This window comes from Geodermatophilus sp. SYSU D00663 (assembly GCF_054050655.1).
Window position 1 is genome coordinate 33345 of record NZ_JBJGZT010000022.1, and the last position, 23241, is coordinate 56585.

General features: G+C 76.7%; 22 protein-coding genes. 7 read left to right on the top strand and 15 right to left on the bottom strand.

Translation table 11 applies throughout. The annotated features are described in order from the left end of the window. Positions 1-30: 30 nt before the first annotated feature. The 7 genes from ACI79Z_RS16775 to ACI79Z_RS16805 all read right to left on the bottom strand — a co-directional run bounded on the left by ACI79Z_RS16775 (position 31) and on the right by ACI79Z_RS16805 (position 6539). Complete coding sequence (locus ACI79Z_RS16775) at positions 31-900, bottom strand: GmrSD restriction endonuclease domain-containing protein (RefSeq protein WP_387991503.1); 870 nt, start codon at positions 898-900, stop codon at positions 31-33. Positions 901-980: 80 nt separating this feature from the next. After that, a complete protein-coding gene (manA, locus tag ACI79Z_RS16780; protein ID WP_456903291.1) occupies positions 981-2147 on the bottom strand; it encodes a mannose-6-phosphate isomerase, class I in 1167 nt (388 codons plus the stop codon). 87 nt (positions 2148-2234) lie between these two features. Further along, entirely contained in the window at positions 2235-3191 is a 957-nt protein-coding gene (locus ACI79Z_RS16785; protein WP_456903292.1) for a DUF808 domain-containing protein, read from the bottom strand. Between the two features lie 96 nt (positions 3192-3287). Then, on the bottom strand, positions 3288-4430 hold the full coding sequence (locus ACI79Z_RS16790) for an SIS domain-containing protein (RefSeq protein WP_387991494.1): 1143 nt from the start codon (positions 4428-4430) through the stop codon (positions 3288-3290). Continuing rightward, entirely contained in the window at positions 4427-4648 is a 222-nt protein-coding gene (locus ACI79Z_RS16795) for a Trm112 family protein (RefSeq protein ID WP_387991491.1), read from the bottom strand. Before ACI79Z_RS16795 ends, ACI79Z_RS16790 begins: the two co-directional genes overlap by 4 nt. Then, positions 4645-6006, bottom strand: coding sequence for a phosphomannomutase/phosphoglucomutase (locus ACI79Z_RS16800; protein WP_387991489.1), 1362 nt, complete (start codon positions 6004-6006; stop codon positions 4645-4647). Before ACI79Z_RS16800 ends, ACI79Z_RS16795 begins: the two co-directional genes overlap by 4 nt. 122 nt (positions 6007-6128) lie before the next feature. Continuing rightward, positions 6129-6539, bottom strand: coding sequence for a DUF3499 domain-containing protein (locus ACI79Z_RS16805; protein ID WP_456903293.1), 411 nt, complete (start codon positions 6537-6539; stop codon positions 6129-6131). A gap of 115 nt (positions 6540-6654) precedes the next feature. On the opposite strand from ACI79Z_RS16805, the gene ACI79Z_RS16810 reads away from it, so the two are divergent. Beyond that, entirely contained in the window at positions 6655-7134 is a 480-nt protein-coding gene (locus ACI79Z_RS16810) for a metallopeptidase family protein (RefSeq protein WP_387991485.1), read from the top strand. A gap of 65 nt (positions 7135-7199) precedes the next feature. Here ACI79Z_RS16810 and ACI79Z_RS16815 read toward each other — a convergent pair whose 3' ends face one another. After that, on the bottom strand, positions 7200-8108 hold the full coding sequence (locus tag ACI79Z_RS16815; RefSeq protein WP_456903294.1) for an aminoglycoside phosphotransferase family protein: 909 nt from the start codon (positions 8106-8108) through the stop codon (positions 7200-7202). A gap of 72 nt (positions 8109-8180) precedes the next feature. Here ACI79Z_RS16815 and ACI79Z_RS16820 point away from each other — a divergent pair, with 72 nt between their 5' ends. After that, entirely contained in the window at positions 8181-9176 is a 996-nt protein-coding gene (locus ACI79Z_RS16820) for a hypothetical protein (RefSeq protein ID WP_456903295.1), read from the top strand. Here the strand turns inward: ACI79Z_RS16820 and ACI79Z_RS16825 are convergent. Together ACI79Z_RS16825 and ACI79Z_RS16830 are read right to left on the bottom strand one after the other, a co-directional pair. Next, the gene (locus ACI79Z_RS16825) at positions 9151-10053 is read right to left on the bottom strand and encodes a hypothetical protein (protein ID WP_456903296.1); all 903 of its coding nucleotides are present in this window, start codon (positions 10051-10053) and stop codon (positions 9151-9153) included. The genes ACI79Z_RS16820 and ACI79Z_RS16825 overlap by 26 nt on opposite strands. Positions 10054-10240: 187 nt before the next feature. Continuing rightward, a complete protein-coding gene (locus ACI79Z_RS16830) occupies positions 10241-10492 on the bottom strand; it encodes a WhiB family transcriptional regulator (RefSeq protein WP_387991615.1) in 252 nt (83 codons plus the stop codon). A gap of 302 nt (positions 10493-10794) precedes the next feature. On the opposite strand from ACI79Z_RS16830, the gene cofD reads away from it, so the two are divergent. The 3 genes from cofD to rfbA are packed head-to-tail and all read left to right on the top strand — an operon-like array spanning position 10795 to position 13707. Then, positions 10795-11757: a 2-phospho-L-lactate transferase gene (gene cofD / locus ACI79Z_RS16835; RefSeq protein ID WP_387991474.1), complete on the top strand. Its 963-nt coding sequence runs from the start codon at positions 10795-10797 to the stop codon at positions 11755-11757. Next, a complete protein-coding gene (locus tag ACI79Z_RS16840; protein ID WP_456903297.1) occupies positions 11750-12805 on the top strand; it encodes a coenzyme F420-0:L-glutamate ligase in 1056 nt (351 codons plus the stop codon). Before cofD ends, ACI79Z_RS16840 begins: the two co-directional genes overlap by 8 nt. 29 nt (positions 12806-12834) lie before the next feature. After that, positions 12835-13707 carry a glucose-1-phosphate thymidylyltransferase RfbA gene (gene rfbA, locus ACI79Z_RS16845; protein WP_387991469.1) on the top strand — a complete coding sequence of 291 codons (873 nt, stop codon included), beginning with the start codon at positions 12835-12837 and terminating at the stop codon, positions 13705-13707. Between the two features lie 136 nt (positions 13708-13843). Here the strand turns inward: rfbA and ACI79Z_RS16850 are convergent, their stop codons facing one another. The 4 genes from ACI79Z_RS16850 to ACI79Z_RS16865 form a co-directional block, all read right to left on the bottom strand. Further along, on the bottom strand, positions 13844-14812 hold the full coding sequence (locus tag ACI79Z_RS16850; protein WP_387991466.1) for a DNA-3-methyladenine glycosylase family protein: 969 nt from the start codon (positions 14810-14812) through the stop codon (positions 13844-13846). A 16-nt stretch (positions 14813-14828) separates the two neighbouring features. Then, complete coding sequence (locus ACI79Z_RS16855) at positions 14829-15599, bottom strand: SDR family NAD(P)-dependent oxidoreductase (RefSeq protein WP_387991463.1); 771 nt, start codon at positions 15597-15599, stop codon at positions 14829-14831. A 96-nt stretch (positions 15600-15695) separates the two neighbouring features. Next, the gene (locus ACI79Z_RS16860) at positions 15696-16793 is read right to left on the bottom strand and encodes a mannose-1-phosphate guanylyltransferase (RefSeq protein WP_456903298.1); all 1098 of its coding nucleotides are present in this window, start codon (positions 16791-16793) and stop codon (positions 15696-15698) included. Beyond that, a complete protein-coding gene (locus ACI79Z_RS16865) occupies positions 16790-17716 on the bottom strand; it encodes a glycosyltransferase family 2 protein (protein WP_456903299.1) in 927 nt (308 codons plus the stop codon). Before ACI79Z_RS16865 ends, ACI79Z_RS16860 begins: the two co-directional genes overlap by 4 nt. A 149-nt stretch (positions 17717-17865) precedes the next feature. Here ACI79Z_RS16865 and ACI79Z_RS16870 point away from each other — a divergent pair, with 149 nt between their 5' ends. Together ACI79Z_RS16870 and ACI79Z_RS16875 are read left to right on the top strand one after the other, a co-directional pair. Continuing rightward, entirely contained in the window at positions 17866-18417 is a 552-nt protein-coding gene (locus ACI79Z_RS16870) for a hypothetical protein (protein ID WP_456903300.1), read from the top strand. Continuing rightward, a complete protein-coding gene (locus ACI79Z_RS16875) occupies positions 18414-20837 on the top strand; it encodes a hypothetical protein (RefSeq protein ID WP_456903301.1) in 2424 nt (807 codons plus the stop codon). The genes ACI79Z_RS16870 and ACI79Z_RS16875 overlap by 4 nt, the downstream gene beginning before the upstream one ends. A 117-nt stretch (positions 20838-20954) precedes the next feature. On the opposite strand, the gene ACI79Z_RS16880 is transcribed toward ACI79Z_RS16875, so the two are convergent. Beyond that, the gene (locus ACI79Z_RS16880; protein ID WP_456903302.1) at positions 20955-23198 is read right to left on the bottom strand and encodes a hypothetical protein; all 2244 of its coding nucleotides are present in this window, start codon (positions 23196-23198) and stop codon (positions 20955-20957) included. Between the last annotated feature and the right edge of the window lie 43 nt (positions 23199-23241).

Sequence of the window (23241 nt, forward strand, 5' to 3'; positions counted from 1 at the left end):
GTCCAGCCTAACGCAGCGGGCCCGGCGGGCTCAGCCCTCGCAGCCGACGCCGTCGCCGTCGCCGTCCAGGGACGGGTTCCAGCCGGGGTCGCCCTCACGGAGGGGTGCGGCGCCCGCGGCGCGCACCGCGGCGCAGTCGGGATAGGGCGTCGCCGGCGCCGGCGGCGCGCTCCCCGGCGCCTCCTGGCCCGGGAGCGGGCCGCGCCCGGGCAGCGGCTCGTCCGGGCAGGCGTCCAGCACGCCGGCGACGGCGTCCCGCTCGGCGCGGGTCATCCACAGCCCGTAGGTCACCTTCACGGCGACCTGCCGGGCCACGTACGCGCACCGGTAGGACCGGGCCGGCGGCAGCCAGGTGGCGGCGTCGGAGTCGCCCTTGGCCTGGTTGAGCGGGCCGTCGACGGCGAGCAGGTTGAGCGGGTCGTTGGCGAACTCGGTGCGACGGTCGGCGTCCCACTGCTGGGCGCCCTTCTGCCAGGCGTCGGACAGCGCCACGACGTGGTCGATCTGCACCGCCTCGCTGGTCCCCTCGCCGCGGCGGAACGCGATGGTGCGGCCGGAGTACGGGTCCACGAGGGTGCCGCTGACGACGACGCAGTCGCGGGTGCCCGGCTCGAAGCGCTCCCCGGTGAGGTCGCGGGCCAGGACGTCGTTGCGGGTGTCGCAGCCGTTCTGGTCGGTGTCGACCCAGCCGTCGCCGAACTCGTCGCGGGAGTACCCGGTCTGCGGCGCGCGGCCGCGGACCTCGACGGAGTCCAGCGCCTCCAGCGCGCTGCCGGCGGACGGGACGGCGGGCGGGTCGCCGAGCAGGGCGGCGCACCCGGACCCCAGCGCGGCCACCAGGCCCAGCGCCAGCGCCGCCCGCAGCGGGGCGGGGCGGGGCCGGGCCGGTCGGAGGTGCACGACCGACGCTACGTCCGCGGCCGCGTCCCCGGCAGCCGCGACACGCGCCGCGTCAGCGCGGGTTCGTCAGCGCAGGTTCGTCAGCGCAGGTTCGTGGTCGCCCGGTAGAGGACCGCGGGGCCGCGGGCGGTGACCGGGGCGCCGGCCGGCACGAACGCCGACCGGCCCCTGGTCAGCCGGACCTCGCCGTCCGTGGACTCCAGGACCGCCTCCCCCTCGGTGCACAGGAGGACCTGCGGGCCGCGGGTGGTCAGGGACCCGGCCAGCTCGTCGAGCTGGCAGCGGGTGAGGTCGAAGTCGTCGACCGGCACCGGGTAGCGCAGCCCGCCGGGGCCGAGCACCGGGTGCAGCACCGGGATCTTGCCGTCGGAGAAGTCGAGCACCTCGATGAGCGCCGCGAGGTCGACGTGCTTGTTCGTCAGCCCCCCGCGCAGCACGTTGTCCGAGCTGGCCATGACCTCGACGCCGGCCCCGGACAGGTAGGCGTGCAGGTTGCCCGCCGGCAGGAAGACCGCCTCACCGGGGGCGAGCTTGAGGTGGTTGCACATCAGCGAGATCACCACGCCGGGGTCGCCCGGGTACTTCTCGGCCAGGGTCGTGGCCCAGCGGTAGGTGTTGATGAACTCCGGGTCGTGCGCGGCGACGAACGCGGCCGCCCTGAGCGCGACGACCTCCACCAGGTGCGTGCGCCGCTTGCCCGACAGCGCGAGCAGCTGCGGGATGGCCGCCTGCAGCCCGCCGCGGGCCAGCGCCGCGATGGTCGGCTTGAGCTCGGGCAGCTGCAGCTTGGCCAGGCAGTGCAGCGACTCCTCGACCGGCCGGAAGCCGCACAGCGCCTCGAAGGTGGTCAGCGCGAGCAGCAGCTCCGGCTTGTGCCACGGGTCCTTGAAGGTGCGGGTCGGGTCGTCCTTCGGGACCCCGGCCGCCTCCTCCGCGGCGAAGCCGGCCCGCGCCTGCGCCATCGTCGGGTGGGCCTGCAGCGACAGCGGGCTGTCGGCGGCCAGCACCTTCATGAGGAACGGCAGCCGCGGGCCGAAGCGCTCGTGCACCGCGGGCCCGAGCAGGGCGTCGGGCCGCTCCTCGATCGCCTTGTCCAGCGGCGTGCCGTCCGACAGCGTGCTGGGCAGGTCGGGGTGCCCACCCATCCAGAGCTCCGCGTAGGGCTGCTCGGCCGGGACGGTCTCGCCCAGCAGTTCGGGGATGACGGTGCGGCTACCCCAGGGGTAGTGCCGGACCGCGCTGGTCATCTGCCACATCACCGGGCAGGTTAGTGCCGGGTGGCCCGCGTGTCCGGTCCTCCGCCCCCTTGTCCTCCCCTGGAGTGGTGCCCGGGCTCAGTGGGCGGCGGCCCCGTGCGCGGCCCGCTCCTTCCTCCGGTGGAACAGCAGGGTCACGACGGCGACGACCACCGCGCCGACGACGAGCCCGACCAGAGCGCTGGCGAACGTGTTGACCAGCCACCCCACGACGCCGCCCAGGGCACCGGTGGCCTCGTGTGCCGCCTCCTCCAGGTGGTGCACCGCGCCGTAGACGGCGTGCAGCCCGAGCTCGTCGCTGCCCACCAGCAGGATGTGCCCGCCGACCCACAGCATCGCGGCGGTCCCCACGACGGTGAGCCCGGTGAGCAGCTTCGGCATGCCCTTGACCAGCCCGCGGCCGAACCCGGCCACGCCCTTCCTGTCCGACCGCGACAGCCGCAGGCCGGCGTCGTCCATCTTCACGATGAGCGCGACGACGCCGTAGACCAGGACGGTGATCGCCACGCCGACGACGGCGAGGATGGCCAGCCGCGACCAGAAGCCCTCGCTCGCCACCTCGTTCAGCGAGATGACCATGATCTCGGCCGACAGGATGAGGTCGGTGCGGACGGCGCCGCGCACGAGGGTGTTCTCGTCCGGCGGCTGTCCCTCGGCGTCACCGTGCGCGGCGGAGTGGCCGCGCAGCCGGTGCCAGACCTTCTCGGTGCCCTCGTAGCAGAGGAAGGCGCCGCCGAGCATGAGGATCGGCGTGAGCAGCCACGGCAGGAACTCGCTGAGCAGCAGGATCGCGGGCAGGATGATCAGCAGCTTGTTGCGCAGCGACCCCGTCGCGATGCGCCTGACGATCGGGATCTCGCGCTCGGCGGCGATGCCCTGCACGTACTGCGGCGTCACCGCGGTGTCGTCGACGACGACACCGGCGGCCTTGACGCCGGCCTTGGCGGCGGCGGCCCCGACGTCGTCGATGGAGGCGGCCGCGGCGCGGGCCAGGAGTGCCACGTCGTCGAACAGGGCTACGAGTCCACCGGCCACGGGAGGTCCTTCCAGTCGGTCAGCAGTCGGGTGCGCTCACGGTCGATCGCGGTCCGGTACCCCGGACCGGCCGCCCGGACACCGGCCGGTCCGGGCTCAGCGCCGCAGCGCCCGCTCCTGGTCCAGGGCCAGCGCGAGGTAGACGGCGGTGAAGTCGGCCACCGCCATCTGCCGCGCCAGGCGGGGCAGCCGGCCGTGGCGCTCGGGCTCGCCGTGCTCGGCCAGCCCGCTCACCGGCACGTTGTTGGCCGCGGCGGTGCGCAGCACCTCGCTCATCGCCTCGTGCGCCGAGCGGGGCTCCCGCTCGCCGGCGCCGTCGTGGTCGGCGGCGTCGGTGTCGCGGATGGTGAGCAGCCGCAGCCGGCGGCCGGTGTCCTCGGCGCGGTCGCGGAAGAAGTCGTCGACGTCGCGCGGCGCCAGCGGCCCGCCGAGCACCGCGCAGGCGGCGACGCGCTGGTCGGGCAGCCGGAACCCGCTGGTCGGGAGGCCGGCGAGGGTGGCCAGCTGGTCGGCGAAGCGGGCGGCCGCGGTGCCGGCCAGCGGCCCCTCGGCGGCGATGACCGGGAACGCGTCGAGCAGCTCGAGGGCGAGGGTCTTGGCCGGGTTGGTGAACGACTCGCGCGCGGGGCCGCACTCGGCGGCGACCTCGTCGAGGGCCGCGGCGATCGCCTCGGGGTCGGCCGCCTCGGCCCGCAGCAGCCCGAGGTCGGTGGCCAGCCGCAGCAGCGGGGTGAGCAGCGACCACAGGGTGGTGTGCCGCACCCGCGAGCGCGGCAGCGGCACGTAGGGCATCCGCGCGGTCGAGCAGGCCGCCCGCAGCGGGGCGTCGTCGGCGCCGATGCCCAGCAGGGTCACCCCGCGCCGGGCCGCCTCGTAGGCCGGGGTCACCGCGTAGCGGCCGGCGCCGGTCCGGGTGGCGACGACGGCGATGTCGGTCGGGCCGGTCCACACCGGCAGGTCCGGGCCGGGGACCACGTCGACGGTGACCGGGCTGGACGGGCCAAGCAGCGCCCGCAGCACCGACGCCGCCACCGCCCCCTCGCGCCGGGCGACGATCACCAGCCCGCGCGGGCGGCCGCCCTCGGTGACCCGGCCCAGCCCGGCCTCCTCGGTCAGCCGCGCGGTCTCGCGCACCTGCGCCCCGGCGCCGGCGACGGCCGGCAGCAGGCCGCGCGGGTCGCGGGCGCGCAGCACGTCGAGGTCGTCGAGGACCTCCTCGGCCAGCTCGGGCGAGGTCATCGGCCCGTCGTCCCCCCGCCGCCCCGCACCCGCGCCTCGTCGAGCAGCAGCACCGGGATGCCGTCCCGGACGGGGAAGGCCCGGTCGCACGTCGGGCACACCAGCTCGCTCGCCGCCTCGTCGACGGTCAGCGGGCTGTGGTGGGTGTCCGGGCAGGCGAGGACCTCCAGCAGCAGCGGGTCCAGGCCGAGCGGCCCCTGCGTCGTCCCCTGAGTCATGCGCGCACCATCCCCAGCACCCGGTCCCTGAGCTCTTCCATCCGCGCCCGGTCGGGCGCCTCGACGTTGAGCCGCAGCAGCGGCTCGGTGTTGCTGGCCCTCAGGTTGAACCACGAGCCGTCGGGCAGGTCGACGGTCAGCCCGTCGAGCTCGTCGACCGTCGCGCCGTCGGCCTCGAACGCCTCCCGGACCACCTTCGTCCGCTCCGCGGCGTCGGCCACGGTGGAGTTGATCTCCCCGGAGGCGGCGTAGCGGCTGTAGGCGGCCGTCAGCTCCGACAGCGGCCGGCTCTGCTCGCCGAGCGCGGCCAGCACGTGCATCGCGGCGAGCATCCCGGTGTCGGCGCGCCAGAAGTCGCGGAAGTAGTAGTGCGCGGAGTGCTCGCCACCGAACACCGCGTCGGTGCGGGCCATCTCGGCCTTGATGAACGAGTGCCCGACCCGCGTGCGCACCGGGGTGCCGCCGTGCTCGCGGACGATCTCGGGCACCGCCCGCGAGGTGATCAGGTTGTGGATCACCGTCGTCCCGCGGCCCTTGGCCAGCTCCCGGACGGCGACCAGCGCGGTGATCGCCGAGGGGCTCACCGGCTCGCCGCGCTCGTCGACGACGAACACCCGGTCGGCGTCGCCGTCGAAGGCCAGGCCGATGTCGGCGCCCTCGCGGCGGACCGCCTCCTGCAGGTCGACCAGGTTGGCCGGGTCCAGCGGGTTGGCCTCGTGGTTGGGGAAGGTGCCGTCGAGCTCGAAGTACAGCGGGACGACGTCGAGCGGCAGGCCCGCCAGGACGACGGGGACGGTGTGCCCGCCCATGCCGTTGCCGGCGTCGACGACCACCCTGAGCGGGCGGATCCGCGACAGGTCGACCAGTCCGCGCAGGTGGGCGGCGTAGTCGGGCAGCAGGTCCCGCCGGCCGATCTCGGCGACGCGGTCGGGCACGCGGTCGTAGGAGTCGCGCTCGGCCCACTCGCGGACCGTGACCAGCCCGGACTCCTGCCCCACCGGGGCGGCACCGGCGCGGCAGAGCTTGATGCCGTTGTACTGCGCCGGGTTGTGGCTGGCGGTGAACATCGCGCCGGGCACGTCCAGCGAGCCGGCGGCGAAGTAGAGCAGGTCGGTGGAGCCCAGGCCCGCCTCGAGGACGTCGACGCCGCGGGACAGGACGCCCTCGGCGAACGCGCGGGACAGCGGCACCGAGGACGGGCGCATGTCGTGCGCGGTGACGACGGCGGTGGCACCGCTCTCGGTGGTGACGAACTCGGCGAAGGCGGCGCCGATGCGCCGCGCGACGTCCTCGTCCCACTGGTCGGGGACCACGCCCCGGACGTCGTAGGCCTTGATGATCGCCGACAGGTCCGTCACTGCACACCCTCGCCTGGACTGGCCGGGCGCGTCCCCCGGTCCGGCCGACCCTATCCGCGGGCACCGGCCCGGGCTCCCGGAGGCCGGTGCGGATCCCTCGGAGGTGCGAGCGGCGGAGCCCCTCAGTCCAGGTCGGGGAGGACGCGCAGGTGGCCGCGGCGGGTGCCGCGGCCGTCGTCGGCCGGGGCGCGCGGCGGCTCGGGGCGGGCCGCCTCGCGGACGGCGTCGGCCAGCGCGAGCAGGTCGTCCCCGGTCGGGCCGGAGTCCTCGACGTCGATCTCGTGCCGGACGACCTCCCAGCCGCGCGGCACGGTCAGCCGCTCGGCGTGGAACTCGCAGAGGTCGTAGCTGTGCGGCTCGGAGAACGTGGCCAACGGGCCGACGACAGCGGTCGACTCGGCGTAGACGTAGGTCAGTGTCGCCGCCGCCGGTTGCGCGCAGCCGCTGCGACTGCAGCGACGTGACTGCCTCACCACCGGTTCCTCACGCTGGGCACAGTAGCCGCGTACCCGGGGAGTCGGCGACAGGCACACCGGACCGGCGCCCCTCCGTTCCCATCCAACCCGACGTCCCCGCGCGCCCCGTCACCGGGGGCACGGCAACGCCCCGCTGCCCCGTCCCGGTGGTGCGCCGTACGCTCGCCCCGCCATGAGCCGACCCGTCCGTCCCGACCGCTCCCGGCCCGCCCGGTCCCGCCGCGACCGGCACGGCCGGGGCCTGCGGGGCCGCCTCGTCCCCGACGAGGTCCCCCTCGCCCGCAGCCGCGCCGAGCAGTTCGACGACCTGGTGCTCGACGCGGTCGAGGACCTCGAGCGCCGCTGGGAGCGGGAGCTGGCCGGCGTCGAGTTCGCCGTCGAGGACGTGCCCTGGGTCGACCACACCAGCCCCGACGAGGTGGTGCTCGACCCGGACGTCCTCGACGACGGCACGGTGCCGCTGGCGCGGGTGCTGCCGGCGCACCGTGAGGACGGGCGGGAGGTGCCGGCGCGGATCGTCGTCTACCGGCGGCCGCTGGAGATCCGGGCGCACGACCGCGACGACCTCGCCGACCTCGTGCGCGACGTCGTCGTGGACCAGGTGGCGGTGCTGCTCGGCCGCGACCCGGAGGAGATCGACCCCACGGGGTAGGAGGAGGACCCCCTCGCCCCCCCGCTCGCAGGCTCGCCGCGGGCCCCTGCGAGCGGGCCGTTCCATCAGGTCGACAACGGGCTGCCCAGCTCGGCGGCCATCGCGCGGGCCTCGGTGAGGCGGGCGCGGGCGAAGGCGGTGTCCAGGCCGTCGCCGCGGTCGGCGCGGGTCAGCCGCGCCACCAGCTGCTCGAGGGCGACGGCGTGCCACAGCAGCCCCACGTCGGGCTCCTCCCAGCCGGCGGTGCGGGAGAGCACCACCTCCCCGATCTGCGCCCGGTCCTGCGCGTCGGGCGTGGTGGCCCACAGCGTCAGCAGGTCGCGGTGCCGGGGCGCGGGCCGGACGCCGGACCACTCGAGGACCACCAGCCGGCCCTCCCCGTCGGGCCCGCCGGAGTCGACGACGACGTTGGCGGCGCGCAGGTCGCCGTGCGCCACCTCGGACAGCGGCAGCTGCGCGGCGGCCGCGCGGACCGCCCGCAGCTCCCCCAGGCGCACGCCGCCGCGCACCAGCCGGGAGGCGTCCTCGACGGTGGCGCGGGCGCGGCGCAGCGACCCGCCGGCCGGCGGCTCCCACGGCTGCCCGGCCGGCGCCGGCAGCGGCGCGATCCGCACCGCCGCCTCGACCGCGGCGGCGGTCCACCGCGGCCCGCCGGAGGGGCCGGGGTGGACGCGGCGGGACAGCAGCCACCGGCCGTCGTCGGCCGCGGCGACCACCTCGGGGACGCCGACCTGCCGCTCCTCGGCCCACCGCCGGCCGCGCAGCTCGGCCTGCAGCCGGCCCCGGCCGCTCTCGGTGACGGCGAGGTCGAGCACCCGGTCGGCGAGCACGCCCTGCACGACGCCGACCCGCGCGGACAGGTCGGTGACGGCGAGGACCGGGTCGGACACCCCCAGCTCGGCGAGCAGCGAGACCACGCGGTCGCGGGCTGCGGACACCGTCCCCGACGCCGTCGCTCCCGGGTTCTCGGCCACGCCGGGATCGTGTCAGGCGGCCCGGTGTGCCGCACGGGATCCCCCCGGGCGGCCCCTGGGATGCTCGGGGGGATGGACTCCCCCGCGCCGGTCGCCCCCTGGGTCGTGCTCGGCGTGGCCCTGGTGGCGCTGGTGGCGGTCGTCGCGGGGCTGGCGCTGAGCCGGCGGAGGGCGCCGGCCCGGCCGCGGCAGGAGGAGCGGCCCCCGCCGCCGGAGCGGCCGCCCGGTCCCCACTGGGCCGTCGACGACCTGCCCGCGTTCCTCGAGGCGCCGCCGGGCACCCCGGTCCCGGAGACGCGACCGGCCGCGGCCCCCGCGCCGGCGGCACCGCCGGGACCCGACCCGTCCGCCCGCACAGTGGCCGCGCTGGCCGCCGCGGGCCTCGCGCTGGTCGCCGTCCTCGCGGGCGTCGCGCTGGGCAGCGACCGCGGGGAGCCGGTGGCCGCTGGCGCGCCGCGACCGGCCGTCCCCGGGCCGTCCACGCCGCCCGCCTCCCCCACTCCCGCGCGGCCCGAGCTGCCCCCCGTCCCCGCCGACCCGCTGCCCGGCGAGCGCGGAGCGGGGCTGCTCGCCGCGCGGTCGGTGCCCCTCGGTGACGCCGGCGTCGCCGCCCGGCTGGCCCTGGGCGGGCTGGTGCTCGAGCGGCGCGCGGTCGGCGTCACCGTGGGCTACCCGTCGGTGAGCGTGAGCGTCGGGACCGACGGGACGGCACTGGCGCACGTGCTGCTGCCCGCCTGGAACTGCCTGGGCACCACCGCGCCCGCGGACCCGGAGGCGGCCGGGTGCACGCCGGTCCCCACCGAGTACGCCGACCTGCCCACCCCGGCGCTGACCGTCACCCGCGACGGCGACGCGCTGCGGCTCGCCGGCCGCTTCCCCACCTACACCCGGCCCACCGCGACGCCGCCGGCGTACACCGGCCGGGTCTACGACCTGAGCGTCACCGTGGCCCCGGCCGGTGGGCTCGACGGCGGCGAGGCCCCGGCGGACGGGACGCTGTTCCTCGGCACCGAGCGGGCCGAGGCGCTGCCCGACCCGTCGCTCAGCCGGATCCGCGTCGCCGGCTGACCGGCAGCGCGGGGACCAGCCGGGCCGCGCGGTCCAGCACCGGCCGCAGCACCCGGCCCCGGCCGGACACCGCGACGCCGACCAGCGGCGCGCCCCGGACGGTGCCCAGCCCGCCGATCCCGGAGCGGCCCCACCACGGCAGCCGGTCCGCGCCGTCGACCAGCGTGAGCAGCCCGGCGCTCAGCCGCCCGCCGTCGGTGACCGTGGCGACCTCGACCCGGCCGAGGGCGGCGTGCAGCCGGGCGGCCGCGCGGACGAGGTCGCGGGCCCGCGCGTCGGGCGCGGTCGCGAGCAGGGCCGGCAGCGCGCGGTCGAGGTCGCGGGGGTCCCGGCTGCGGACGACCCGGCCGGGTGCGACGTCGTCCAGGCCGTCGACGAGCAGCGTGCTGCGGGAGGTGGCGACCCGGGCGTCGGGGCGCAGCCGGGCCAGTGCCCGCACGGTCGGGTCGCCCAGCGGCAGCCCGGCCAGCCGCAGCCGCCAGGGCCGGCGCAGCCCGGTGAGCAGGCCGAGCACGCCCGCTGCCAGGCGCTCGGCGGCGTCGTCGTCACGGGCCAGCAGCCGCGCCGGCGGCCGGCCGCCGGGGACCGGGAGGCCGTCGCCGAGCAGGGTCGCGGTGACCACCGGGCCGGCGGTGGCCAGGGCGAGCAGGGCCAGCGCGTCGGGCCGGCCCGACCAGCGCGGCTCGACGACGACCGCGGCGGGCACCAGCCGCGGTCGCGGGTGCGCCGACTGCACCGACAGCACGGTGGTCAGCCAGGGCGCCGCGGCGGTCAGCGGCGCGGCGAGGTCCCGGGCGAGCGGGACGGCGGCCCGGACCTCGCGGACCACGCGGGCCCGGCCCAGCGCCGTCCGGGTGTCCCTGTCCGCTCCGGTCACCGGGTCATCCGACCACACCGCCGTCCGGCCGCCGGGACGCCGCCGAGACGCCGCCGGGACGCCGCCGGGACGACGCAGCCCCCGGCGGCACTGCCGTCGGGGGCTGTGGTCGGGGGCTGTGGGAGGGGTCGGGGGACGTCGCACGCCGGTGTGCTGGGCGGTCCCGTCCGTCCCCGGACGCCGGGGGTCAGATGGCGCGGCGGCGCAGGCGGCGGCGCTCCCGCTCGGAGAGCCCGCCCCAGATGCCGAACCGCTCGTCGTTGGCGAGCGCGTACTCCAGGCACTCGGCCTTGACCTCGCAGCCGGTGCAGATCTTCTTCGCCTCGCGCGTGGAACCGCCCTTCTCGGGGAAGAACGCCTCCGGGTCGGTCTCGGCGCACAGCGCGCGCTCCTGCCAGGACGCGACGTCGTCGGCCAGGCCCATGCCGAGCAGCCCCATCAGGCCCTGGTCGGCCGGCCCGCTGTTGCGGGAGCCCCGCTCCGACCCGCCGACGTAGTCACTCAGCCACGAGACCTCTGCCATGACGATGCGTCCCCTCTCGCTCTCGTCCCGGACGCGGTTGCTCCGCGCCGCACACCGCGGGAATTACACGCGTGTCGTTGCCCGAGCGTCAACTTCGCCCGGTGTAAGCGGTTGACCACACGGGCCACACCCGTCACACGCCGTTCGTCACTTCTCGTCCACGCAGCCGACACGCCCGTCGAACAGTGGACAAGTGCCCATGGGGCACGATGACTTTCGTGGAGATCGTCGTGCTCGCCGGTGGCGTCGGCGGGGCCCGGTTCCTGACCGGTCTGCGGGAGGTGGCACCGCCCTCGTCGGTCACCGCGGTGGTCAACACCGGCGACGACGTGACGATGCACGGGCTGCGGATCTGCCCGGACCTCGACACCGTCGTCTACACCCTCGGCGGGGGCATCGACCCCGAGCGCGGCTGGGGCCGGGCCGGCGAGTCCTGGACGGTCAAGGAGGAGCTGGCCGCCTACGGCGCCGAGCCCACCTGGTTCGGCCTGGGCGACCGCGACCTGGCCACCCACCTCGTCCGCACCCGCATGCTCGACGCCGGCTACCCGCTCTCGGACGTCACCGCCGCGCTCGCCGACCGCTGGCAGCCGGGGGTCACCGTGCTGCCGATGAGCGACCAGCGGGTCGAGACGCACGTCGTCGTCGACGACCCCGGCAGCGGGCGGCGCAGCGCGATCCACTTCCAGGAGTGGTGGGTGCGCCACCGCGCCGGGCTCGAGCCGCACGCCTTCGTCCAGGTCGGCGCCGAGCAGGCCCGCCCGGCACCGGGCGTCGTCGAGGCGCTGGCCCGCGCCGACGCCGTCGTGCTGGCGCCGTCGAACCCGGTGGTGTCGATCGGCACGATCCTGGGCGTCCCCGGCCTGCGCGACGCGCTGCGCGCCACCCCGGGCCGGGTCGTCGGGATCTCCCCCGTCGTCGGCGGCGACGTCGTCCGCGGCATGGCCGACCGCTGCCTGCCGGTGCTCGGCGTCGAGGTCAGCGCCGAGGGCGTCGGGCGGCACTACGGCGCGCGGTCCGACGGCGGCCTGCTCGACGCCTGGCTGGTGCACACCGGCGACCGCGCCGAGGTGCCCGGCGTCGACGTGCGCGCGGTGCCGCTGCTCATGAGCTCCCCCGAGGCCACGGCCGCGATGGCCCGGGCCGCGCTGGACGCCGCGGGCGTCTCGGTCGATGGCTGAACCGGCCGGGGGTCTGCGGGTCCTGCCCGTCCGGGGGCTGCCGGAGTTCACCGCCGGGGACGACCTGGCGGGGGCGGTCGCCGGCGCCGCGCCGTGGCTGGCCGACGGCGACGTCCTCGTCGTGACCTCCAAGGTGGTGTCCAAGGTGGAGGGCCGGGTGGTCCCGGTGCCGCCGGGCGCCGACCGCGAGGCGGTGCGGCAGCGGGCGATCGACGAGGAGAGCGTCCGCGTCGTCGCCCGGCGCGGGCCGCTGAAGATCGTCGAGACGCGGCACGGCTGGGTGGTCGCCGCCGCCGGCGTCGACGCCTCGAACGTGCCCGGCGACTCGCTCGTCCTGCTCCCCGCCGACGCCGACGCCTCCGCCCGCGGGCTGCGCGACCGGCTGCGCGCGCTGCTCGGCGTCGAGGTGGCGGTGGTCGTCAGCGACACCTTCGGCCGCACCTGGCGGGAGGGGCTGACCGACGTCGCCGTCGGCTCGGCGGGGATCGCGGCGCTCACCGACCACCGCGGCGCGGTCGACGCGCACGGCAACCGGCTGGAGACGACGCAGACGGCCGTCGTCGACGAGGTCGCCGCGGCCGCGGACCTGGTCAAGGGCAAGCTCGACGGTGTGCCGGTCGCCGTCGTGCGGGGGCTCCGGTTCGAGGTGCCCGCCGAGGACACGGGCACCCGGCCGCTGGTGCGGCTGGGCCCCGGCGACCTGTTCCCCTACGGCAGCCGCGACCTGGTCGCCAGCCGGCAGCCGGTCCGCGACCTGGTGCCGCGGCCCGGGGACCGCGAGGCGGTCGCCGAGGCGTTCCGGGTGGCCAGCGCCGCGTTGCCGGAGTTCCCGGTGGTGCTGCGGCACGGCGGCGAGGGCGACGGCGTGGTCGACGTCCACCTCCCCGAGCGCGCCACGGTCACCGCCGCGCTGAACCTCGGCGCGCACATCGGGGCCGTGCTCGTCCAGCTGCACGCCGAGGGCTGGGCCACCCGGTGGGAGCCGGTCGGCACGCCGGGCGGGTCCTCACTCGTCGGGAGGTTGTGGCTGGGCTCCCCCCGGGCCTGACCGGCGCGCAGTCGCTAGCGTCGCCGCTCATGCGGGGGATCATCCTGGCCGGAGGCACGGGGAGCCGCCTGTTCCCCATCACCCAGGCGGTGAGCAAGCAGCTCATGCCGGTCTACGACAAGCCGATGGTGTACTACCCGCTCTCCACGCTGATGATGGCCGGCGTCCGCGAGGTGCTGGTGATCACCACCCCGGGCGACCAGGCCGCGTTCCGGGCGCTGCTCGGCGACGGCAGCCGGCTCGGGATGCGGATCGAGTACGCCGTGCAGGAGAAGCCCGAGGGCCTGGCGCAGGCCTTCCTCATCGGCGCCGGTTTCGTCGGTGACGAGGCCGTGGCGCTGGTCCTGGGCGACAACATCTTCTACGGCGCGGGTCTCGGGACGGCGCTGGGACGGCTGCCCGCCCCCGACGGCGGGCACGTGTTCGCCTACCACGTGGCCAACCCGCAGGACTACGGCGTCGTGGAGTTCGACGGCAGCGGCACGGTGCTCTCCATCGAGGAGAAGCCGGCGAGGCCCAAGAGCTCCTACGCCGTGCCCGGGCTGTACTTCTACGAGTCGTCGGTGGTCGAGGTGGCCCGCGGCATCCGGCCCAGCGCCCGCGGCGAGCTCGAGATCACCGCGGTCAACGAGCACTACCTGCGGCAGGGCCGGCTGACCGTCACCGTCCTCGACCGCGGCACCGCCTGGCTGGACACGGGGACGTTCGCCTCGCTGCGTCAGGCCACGGAGTTCGTCTCGGTGGTCGAGGAGCGGCAGGGCCTCAAGATCGGCTGCATCGAGGAGGTCGCCTGGCGGCAGGGCTGGCTCGACGACGACGGCCTGCGCCGCGCCGCCGGGCCCCTGGGCAAGAGCGGCTACGGCGACTACCTGCTGCGCCTCCTGGACGACCCGCGCCCCTGAGGACGGCGCCCGGCGCGACCGGGGCGGCGCCCGGGAGTGCACTTCGCGGGGCCTCCAGGGCCCGGTGTGTGCACACAGCGCGCCCGCGACGGCCGGGCAGCCGCGCCTCGTGCACACGGCGACCGGCCGGCCGCGGTCAGAAGCGGCGGTGGTCCGTCGGCGCCATCCGGGGGCCGCGGCGGGGCGGCATGCTCCCGCCGACGTGCAGCAGCCGCACCACCCGCTGCCGGTGCCCGCGCCAGGGCTCGAGCAGCTCCATCATCCCGTCGTCGTCGGTCCTCCGGCCGGCCAGCGACCAGCCCACCAGGTTCTTCAGGTGGTAGTCGCCGTAGCTGACGGTGTCGGGGCAGCCGTGCGTGCGCTGGACGACCTCGGCCGCCGTCCACACCCCGATGCCCGGCACCGTGCGCAGCTTGCGCTGGAGGGTCGGCGAGTCGCAGCCGTCGTCCGGCTCGAGCGCGTGGGCGACCGACGCCACGTGCAGCAGCGCCCGCCGGCGGGCGCCGTCGAGGCCGCAGCGGTGCCACTCCCAGTCGGTGACCTCCCGCAGCCGCCGCGGCGAGGGCAGCACCCGCATGCCCTCGGGGGCGGGGCCGGGCGCGGGGTCGCCGGCCAGCCGGAGCAGCGCCCGCCACACCCGGTGCGCCTCGACGACGGTGACCTTCTGCTCCAGCACCGCCGGGACCAGCGCGTCCCAGGTGCGGCCGGTGCGGCCCAGCCGCAGGTCGGGCGTGCGCCGGGCGATCTCGCGGACCAGCGGGTGGCAGTCCGGGTCGAAGTCCGCGCAGTCGTCGTGGGCACCGAGCCAGCCGGGCACCGCCGTGCCGGCCCACTCCGCGCCCGGGCCCCACGCCTGCACCCGCACCTCGCCGCCGCGGTGGGTGACGCGCACCGTGGCGGGCCCGCACGGGGTGGTCGTCGTCCGCCAGACGGCGTCCCCGTCCCACTGCATCGCGGGGTCCCCGGCGCTGCGCTGGTGGGGGCGCAGCACCGCCTCCAGGTCGAAGCGCCAGTCCGGCCGCCAGCAGTCGGTGAAGTCGGCGCCGGCGAGGACGGCGGGGGGTGCGGGTGCCGGCGGGGTCGGGGCCGGCGGTGCAGCGGTCACGCGGGTCTCCGGGGAGTCAGCGGGGGGCCATGCGCAGCGCGCCGTCCATCCGGATGACCTCGCCGTTGAGGTAGCCGTGCTCGACGATGGCGAGCGCCAGCTGGGCGAAGTCGTCGGGGCGGCCGAGGCGCTTGGGGAACGGGATGCCGTTGGCCAGCGCGGTGCGGGCCTCCTCGGGCAGGCCGCCGAGCAGCGGGGTGTCGACCAGGCCGGGGGCGATGGTGCACACCCGCACGCCGACGCTGGACAGGTCCCGCGCGGCCGGCAGCGTCATGCCGACGATGCCGCCCTTGGAGGCGCTGTAGGCCACCTGGCCGATCTGGCCGTCGTAGGCGGCGATCGAGGCGGTGTTGACGACGACGCCGCGCTCCCCGTCCTCCTCCGGCTCGGTGGCGGCCATGGCGGCGGCGGCCAGGCGCAGCACGTTGAAGGTGCCGACCAGGTTGACCATCACCGTGCGGAGGAACGGGTCGAGGTCGTGCGGGGTGTTGCCCTTGCCGACCGTGCGCTGCGCCCAGCCGATGCCCGCGCAGTTGACCGCGACGCGCAGCGGCCGGTCCTTGCCGGTGGCGTCCTCGATCGCGGCGGCCACCTGGGACTCGTCGGTGACGTCGGTGCGGACGAAGGTGGTGTGCCCGCCGAGCTCGTCGGCCAGCGCCTTCCCGCGCTCCTCGTTGAGGTCGACGATGGTGACCGCGGCACCGCGCGCGGCGAGCGCGCGGGAGGTGGCCTCCCCGAGGCCGGAGGCCCCACCGGACACGACAGCTGCGACGTCGAAGTTCTTCATGACCGGCATCACACCACGCACACGGTGACGTGCTGGACCGGCCCTCCTGCAGGGGTCCGCCGCGAGCCCGCGAGCGGTGGGGGGCAGGTGGGTCCTTCAGCTGAAGCGGGCACCGTGCCGCTCCTCCACGGCGGACAGCAGCTGCTTGACCCGCTCGGCGTCGGACACCGGGCAGACCATCGTGACGTCGGCGGTGGCCACGACGACGCTGTCGCGGACCCCGACCAGCGCCACGAGGTGCTCCGGATCGTCGCTGAAGACGATGTTGCCCGCGCTGTCGAGGGTCACCGCGAGCCCGCCCACGGCGTTGCCGTCGGCGGCGGCCAGCGTCTGCGCCAGCGCCGGCCACGAGCCGACGTCGAGCCACTCGACGTCGAGGTCGGCGACCAGCACCCGGCCGGGCTCGGTGGCCGCGGGCTCGAGGACGGCGTAGTCGACGCTGGTCTTCGGCAGCGTCGGGAACACCTCGGCGAGGACGGCGTCGCGCTCCGCGCCGGCCGGCGCGGCCACGATCCGCGCCAGCCCCTCCGCCGACGTCGGCAGGTGGTCGGCCAGCGCGTCGAGGACGGTGCGGGCCCGCCAGACGAACATGCCGGAGTTCCACAGGTACTCACCCGACGCCAGGTAGGCCTCGGCGGTGGCGCGGTCGGGCTTCTCCTTGAACGCGGCGGCCTCGGCGACCCCGGGCACCGCGGTGGCCGGGCCGCGGCGGACGTAGCCGAAGCCGGTCGCCGGGGCGGTCGGCGTGATGCCGAGGGTGACCAGCGCCCGCGGCCGCGCGGTCACGGCGTCGAAGGCGGTGGTCAGCGTGGCGGCGAACCGCTCGACCGGGCGGATCACGTGGTCGGCGCTCACGACGGCCAGCTCGGCGTCGGGGTCGGCCTCGGCGACCAGGGCGGCGGCCAGCCCGACGGCGTTGGCGGTGTCGCGGGCGACCGGCTCGAGCACCAGCCGGTCCGGTCGCAGCCGCGGCAGGGCCGCCCGCACCTGGGCGCCGTAGCGGGCCGCGGTGCAGACCCAGATCCGCTCGGCCGGGAGCACGGCCTCCAGCCGGGTGAAGGCCTCGGCCAGCAGGCTGTGCGGAGGGCCGTCGCCGTCCTGGAGCACGTCGAGCAGCTGCTTGGGCCGGGCGGCGCGCGACAGCGGCCACAACCGGGTCCCGGAGCCTCCCGCCATGACCACCGCGTGCCTCATGCCGCACCTCCTCGACGGGCCCGGCCGACGTCGTCGGCGCGGCGCTGGAAGCGGGCCCCGGCGGCGACCCGCCCGCTGACGTAGGACACGAGCATCCGGCCGCCGAGGCCGGCCCGGAGCGCGGCCCGCAGCGGGGCGTTGCGGGGGCCGGGGTACTGGCCGGACAGGTACCGCAGCGCGCTGGTGTGGTGCACCCGCTGCATGCGGTGCGGCTCCCGGCGGGTGGCGTGCCCGCCCTCGTGGACGACGACGGCGCTCGGCGCGTAGACGTGCAGCCAGCCCGCACGCCCCAGCCGCCGGCCGAGGTCGACGTCCTCGAAGTACATGAAGTAGCCGGGGTCGAAGCCGCCCACCGCCCGGAACGCCTCGAGGTCGACGAGGAAGCAGGAGCCCGACAGCCAGCCGGCGGTGCGCTCGCGCGGCGCCTCGCGCTCGCGGCGGTAGCGCGCCGTCCACGGGTTGCCCGGCCACGCCCAGCCCACCAGCGCGTGGCCGGCGCCGGTGGACAGCCGCGGCAGCTCGCGCGCCGACGGGTAGAGCTCGCCCTCGGGGGTGCGGATGGCCGGGCCGACGGTGGCCGCGCGCGGCCAGCGGGCGGCGACGGCGAGCAGCTCGTCGACCGACCCGGGCTCGAAGCGGACGTCGGGGTTGGCCACCAGCGCGTACCGGCCCGGGGCCCCGGCCAGGCCGGCGTTGACCGCCGCGCCGTAGCCGACGTTGCCGCCCGTGCGCAGCAGCCGCACGTGCGGGTGCGCGGCGGCGACCCGCTCCGGGACGCCGTCGGTGGACCCGTTGTCGGCCAGCACCACCTCGACGGGCCGGGTCGTCGCCTCGGCCAGCGAGGACACGAAGCCCTCGAGCGCCTCGCCGGGCGAGTAGGTGACCGCCACGACGCGCAGGGGTCCCGACGGCGGTGCGCTCACGCCTCCCAACCTAGATGCGCCTCCCCGCGGACCTCCGCGCGAGGGAGGCGACCGGGGTGGGTGAGGCGTCCGGGACGACTGTGACGGGACGTTCCCACCCCGCCGCCGAGGTCCCCGGGACTCAAGGACCGGCTCCCTACGGTCGATGGGTGTCTGTGCGCAAGTACCTCCTCACCCACCGTTGCGCCGCCGTCCCGCTCGCGCTGACCTGTGGCCTGCTCGTGCTCGGCGGCTGCAGCACCGGCGGGACCCAGGCGGACACGACCACCACCGCCGACGGGACGACCTCCGCCGGCGCCACCGGCTCCCCGGCCGACCCCACCGCCGGCACGCCCGCGGCGGACGGCTCGCCGGCGGTGGACACCGACGCCGTGCAGACCGACGCCCCCGTGGACTCCGCCTCGCTGGTGCTGGCCCGCGCCGAGTGGTCGCCCGGCCTGCCCGGCATCGAGGCCGCCGCGTTCGTCCAGGGCCTGGTCGAGACCGGCGGCGAGTGCACCGCCGTCGCCGAGCCCGCGGACGGCGGCGACGCGGTGTCCAGCGAGGCCACCGAGGCCGAGCCGGGCCCGGCGACCACCGAGTGCGGCGCGCTCGCCGTCGTCCTGCCCGAGGGCAGCACCGGCGCGTGGGCGGTCACCGTGACCTACACGTCCGGCTCGACGGAGCTGGGGTCCGAGACGGTGACGGTGGACGTCCCGTGAGCGGCCGCTCCGTCCCCCGGCGGGCGCGGCTGCTGCTGGCGCTCGCCTGCGTGCTGGCGTCCCTGGCCGGCCTCGGCGTCGTGCAGGTGACCACCGCTGCGCCCGCGCAGGCGGCCAGCGCCGCGGACTTCCGCGCCGGCAACATCATCAGCGACGCCGTCTTCTGGGACGCCTCCACGATGGCGCCCTGGGACGTGCAGGCCTTCCTCAACGGCAAGGTCTCGTCCTGCCAGGCCGGCTACACCTGCCTGAAGGACTACCGGGAGAACACCTGGACCCGGCCGGCCGACGCCCAGTGCGCCCAGTACAACGGCGTCGCGGGGCAGACGGCCGCCGACATCATCTGGAACGTCGCCCAGGCCTGCCAGGTCAACCCGCGGGTGCTGCTGGTCCTCCTGCAGAAGGAGACCAGCCTGGTCACCAAGACCAACCCGACGTGGGACAACGCCTACAAGAAGGCCACCGGCTACGGCTGCCCGGACACCGCCCCGTGCGACGCGCAGTACTACGGCTTCTACAACCAGGTCTACAAGGCCGCCTGGCAGTACCGGCGGTACGCGGTGAACTGGAGGAACTACTCGTACCAGGCCGGCCGCTGGAACACGATCCAGTGGCACCCGAACGCCGCCTGCGGGACGACGTCGGTCTACATCGAGAACCAGGCCACGGCCGGGCTGTACATCTACACGCCCTACCCGCCCAACCAGGCGGCGATGAACAACCTCTACGGCACCGGCGACGGCTGCTCGTCCTACGGCAACCGCAACTTCTGGCGGATGTTCACCGACTGGTTCGGCAGCACGCAGTACTCGGTGGTCGGCGAGATCGACGCCCTCTGGCAGCGGATGGGCGGGGTCGGCGGCGCCCTCGGCGCGCCGGTGGGCGCGCGGTACCCGACGTGGGGCAACGGCTGGACGCAGGGCTTCCAGAACGGCCGCATCCACTACTCGCCGGCGACCGGCGCGCAGGCGGTGCTGGCGCCGATCTCGTGGGCCTACGACCCGCTGATGGGCGAGTCCGGCCCGCTCGGCTACCCCGTCGGCCCGCGCTACGCGACGTGGGGCAACGGCTGGACGCAGGGCTTCCAGAACGGCCGCATCCACTACTCCCCCACGACCGGCGCGCACGCGGTCCTGGCGCCGATCTCCGCCGCCTACGACGCGCTGCTCGGCGAGTCCGGCCCGCTCGGCTACCCGGTCGGCGACCGCTACCAGACGGCGGGCAACGGCTGGGTGCAGGGCTTCCAGAACGGCCGCATCCACTGGTCCCCCACGACCGGCGCGCACGCGGTCCTGGCGCCGATCTCCCCGGCCTACGACGAGCTCCTGGGCGAGTCCGGTCCGCTCGGCTACCCGGTCGGCGGCCGCTACCAGACGGTGAACAGCGGCTGGGTGCAGGGCTTCGAGAAAGGCCGGATCCACTACTCGCCGGCCACCGGGGCGCACGCCGTCATCGGCGGCATCTCCACGGCCTACGACGCGCTGCTTGGCGAGTCGGGCCCGCTGGGCTACCCGACGGGCGACCGCTACCCGACGCCGGGCAACGGGTTCACCCAGACCTTCCAGAACGGGCGGATCCACTGGTCGCCGGCCACCGGCGGGCACGCGGTCGTGGCGCCGATCGCGGCGACCTACGACACGCTGACCGGCGAGTCCGGCCCGCTGGGCTACCCGGTCGGGTCGCGCTACGCGACGCCCGGCGGCGGGTGGACCCAGGCGTTCCAGAACGGCCGCATCCACTCCTCCCCGGCCAGCGGCACGTTCGCGGTGCTCAGCCCGATCTCGACGGCCTACGACCCGCTGCTCGGCGAGTCCGGCCCGCTCGGGTACCCGGTCGGCGCGCGCTACCGGACGTGGAACGACGGCTGGACCCAGGCCTTCCAGAACGGCCGCATCCACTACTCCCCCACCACCGGCGCGCACGCCGTCCTGGCGCCGATCTCGGCGACCTACGACGCGCTGCTCGGCGAGTCCGGGCCCCTCGGCTACCCGGTCGGCGACCGGTACCAGACGGCCGGCGGCGGGTGGACCCAGGCGTTCCAGAACGGGCGCATCCACTGGTCCCCCACCACCGGCGCGCACGCCGTCCTGGCGCCCCTCTCCCCGGCCTACGACGCGCTGCTCGGCGAGTCCGGTCCCCTCGGCTACCCGACGGCGGACCGGGCACGGGCGGCCGGGAGCGGCTGGGTGCAGGTGTTCGAGAACGGCCGGATCTACTGGTCCTCCACCACCGGTGCGCACGCCGTCCGGGGGCCGGTGGCGCAGGCCTACGCCGCCGCCGGGGCCGAGTCCGGCGAGCTGGGCTACCCGACCGGGGACCTGGTGACCGAGCCCGACGGGGCGCAGCGCCAGGACTTCCAGCACGGCTCGATCCGCTGGACCAGCGCCGACGGGGCGACGGTGACGCTCACGACCGACTGACCGGCGCGCGGTACGACGCGGACGGCCCCGGGACACCACGGTGTCCCGGGGCCGTCCGTCGTCCGGGGCCCGCCGGTCGGGCGGTGGGGCCGGGTGGCGCGTGCCGGGCGGTGCCGGTCAGGCGGTGCGGCGGCGCCGGACGACGACCTCGACGGCCACCGCCAGCGCGAGCAGGAGCACCCCGGCGCCGGCGGCGGGCACCAGCAGCCGGTCGGCCAGCGGGTCGAAGTACAGGTCCACCCGGGCGTCGTCGAGGTCCCCGGGGAGCTCGATCGTCAGCAGCGTGTCCTCCACCGAGCCGACCTCGACCGCGGTGCCGTCCACCTCGGCCCGGAAGCCCGGCCAGGCGGGGATCCGCAGCACCAGCCGGCCGCCGTCAGCGGGCGTGGAGACCCGCAGGGACTCCCCCGGCTCGCCGCTGCGGAAGGCCGCGGCCGTGTCCCCCGCGGCATCGTCCCCGGCGGCCTCGACGGAGACGCTGTCGGAGGCCCAGGTGACCCGGCCGGGCAGGCCGTCGTCGCGGACGAAGCGGCCGTAGACGCCGGCCAGGCCCGCCTCGGTCCACGCGCCTCCGTCGCGGAAGTGCTCCTCGACGGCGTCCGGGGCGTACGGCGAGAGCAGCACCTGGTCCGAGGAGAGGGCGTCGATCCACCGCAGGTCGGTGCCGGGCACGCGCTCGAGCAGCCCGTCGGTGCACTCCTCGGTGGACTGCACCTGACCGAACAGGTCCTGGCACAGCCGCTCGGTCCACGCGTCGTGGCCGACCGCCACGTAGCCGAAACCCGGGCGCAGGCCGGCGACGAGGTTCGCGTTGCCGGGGAGCACGCCCCAGTCCCAGCCCTGGTCCTGGACCTCGCGGCCGACGTCGTCGAACCCGCCGAAGACGTACACGGTGAGCGCGGTGTCCGTCGCCACCGAGCGGTCGCGGAAGGCGGCGACGTCGTCCCCCCAGGCCGGGCGCAGCGCCATGTTGCGGAACGGCAGCCCGGTGGCCGGCAGCTCCGCCTGCTCGTCGGCCCGCGCCTGCGCCAGCGTGGTCGAGCCGACCGGGGCGAGGTCGGCCGCGACCGCCAGCGCCACCAGCACCGGACCGGCCACCCGCGGCGGCCAGGCGCGCAGCGCTCCCCCGGCCGCGGCGGTGCGCCGGCGCAGCAGGAGCGCCAGCGCCGCCACCGCCGCCGCGGCCAGCACCGCGGCGAGCAGGTGCCACGCCCACAGGGCCGGCGAGCGCACCAGGGCGAGCCCCAGCTGGGCACCGACCAGGCCGAGGGCGGCGAGGACGCGGCGGCGGGTGGGCCGGGCGGCAGCGGTCAGCGCGACGGCGGCGAGCACGGCCAGGGCCGGGCCGGACACGGCGAGGTAGCGGAACGGGTAGCGCAGCTGGCCGACGTCGGTCGGCATCTGGGTGAGCACCAGCGCCGCCCCGAGCAGGACCATCCCGGTGAGCACCCCGCGCCCGCGCAGCGCCCGCCGCCAGTCGACCAGCGCGAGGGCGGGCAGGGCGAGGACGGCGGTGGCGGCCAGCGGCGGCGTCCAGAGGTACCCGCCGGCGGCGCCGGAGACGCTGGGGGTCAGCGTGCTCCCGCCGAGCACCGCGTCGAGCAGGTTCGGGATGAGCGAGCCGACGTTGGCCAGCACCGTCTCCGGCGGCTCGCTGCGGGTGGAGGCCTCGGCCATCTCCTGCGACGCGAGCAGCCCCGGCGCCCCGGCGACCAGGCCGGCGGCCCCGGCGGCCAGCCGGGACAGCACCGGCGCGGTGCTCCGGCCCTCCCGCCGGCGGCGGCGCTGCTCGAGCAGGTGCCCGGCGACCAGCGCCCCGGCGGGGACCAGCACGTACGGGTAGCCGGAGGCGGTGAGCTGCCAGGCGGCCAGCGCGGTCACGACCGCGCCGGGCCAGCGGCGCAACACCAGGCCGAGCCACAGCCAGGGCAGCCACGCGGTGCCCCACATCAGCGGCCACCAGGACCCGCCGACCCACAGGAACAGGCCGGTGCTGGCCGCCCCCACCGCCGCGGCCGCCGCCAGCGCGGGGCGCACCCGCAGCGCGACCAGCAGCAGCACCAGGCCCAGCCCGAGGACCAGGGTGGCGCCGGCGCCCAGCAGCCAGCCGGCGTCCCGGAGCGTGTCGAGGCGGGCGACCGCCGCGCTGATCAGCCAGTGCGTGGGGTCGAGGACGCCGTACTGGGGGTCGGCGACGAAGTTGCCGCCCGAGCCGAGCTCGGGGTCCAGCAGCGGCGGGCGGACGCCCGGGGACCGGCCGAGGTGGCCGAAGCCCGGCACGTACTGCGCCTGCTGGTCGTCGAGCCAGAAGAACCGCGGGACGAGCGCGCGGAGGGCCGCGAGGAAGGCGACCTGGGCCACCAGGTACCCGCCGACGGCAAGCGCCGCGTCACGGGCACGGCGA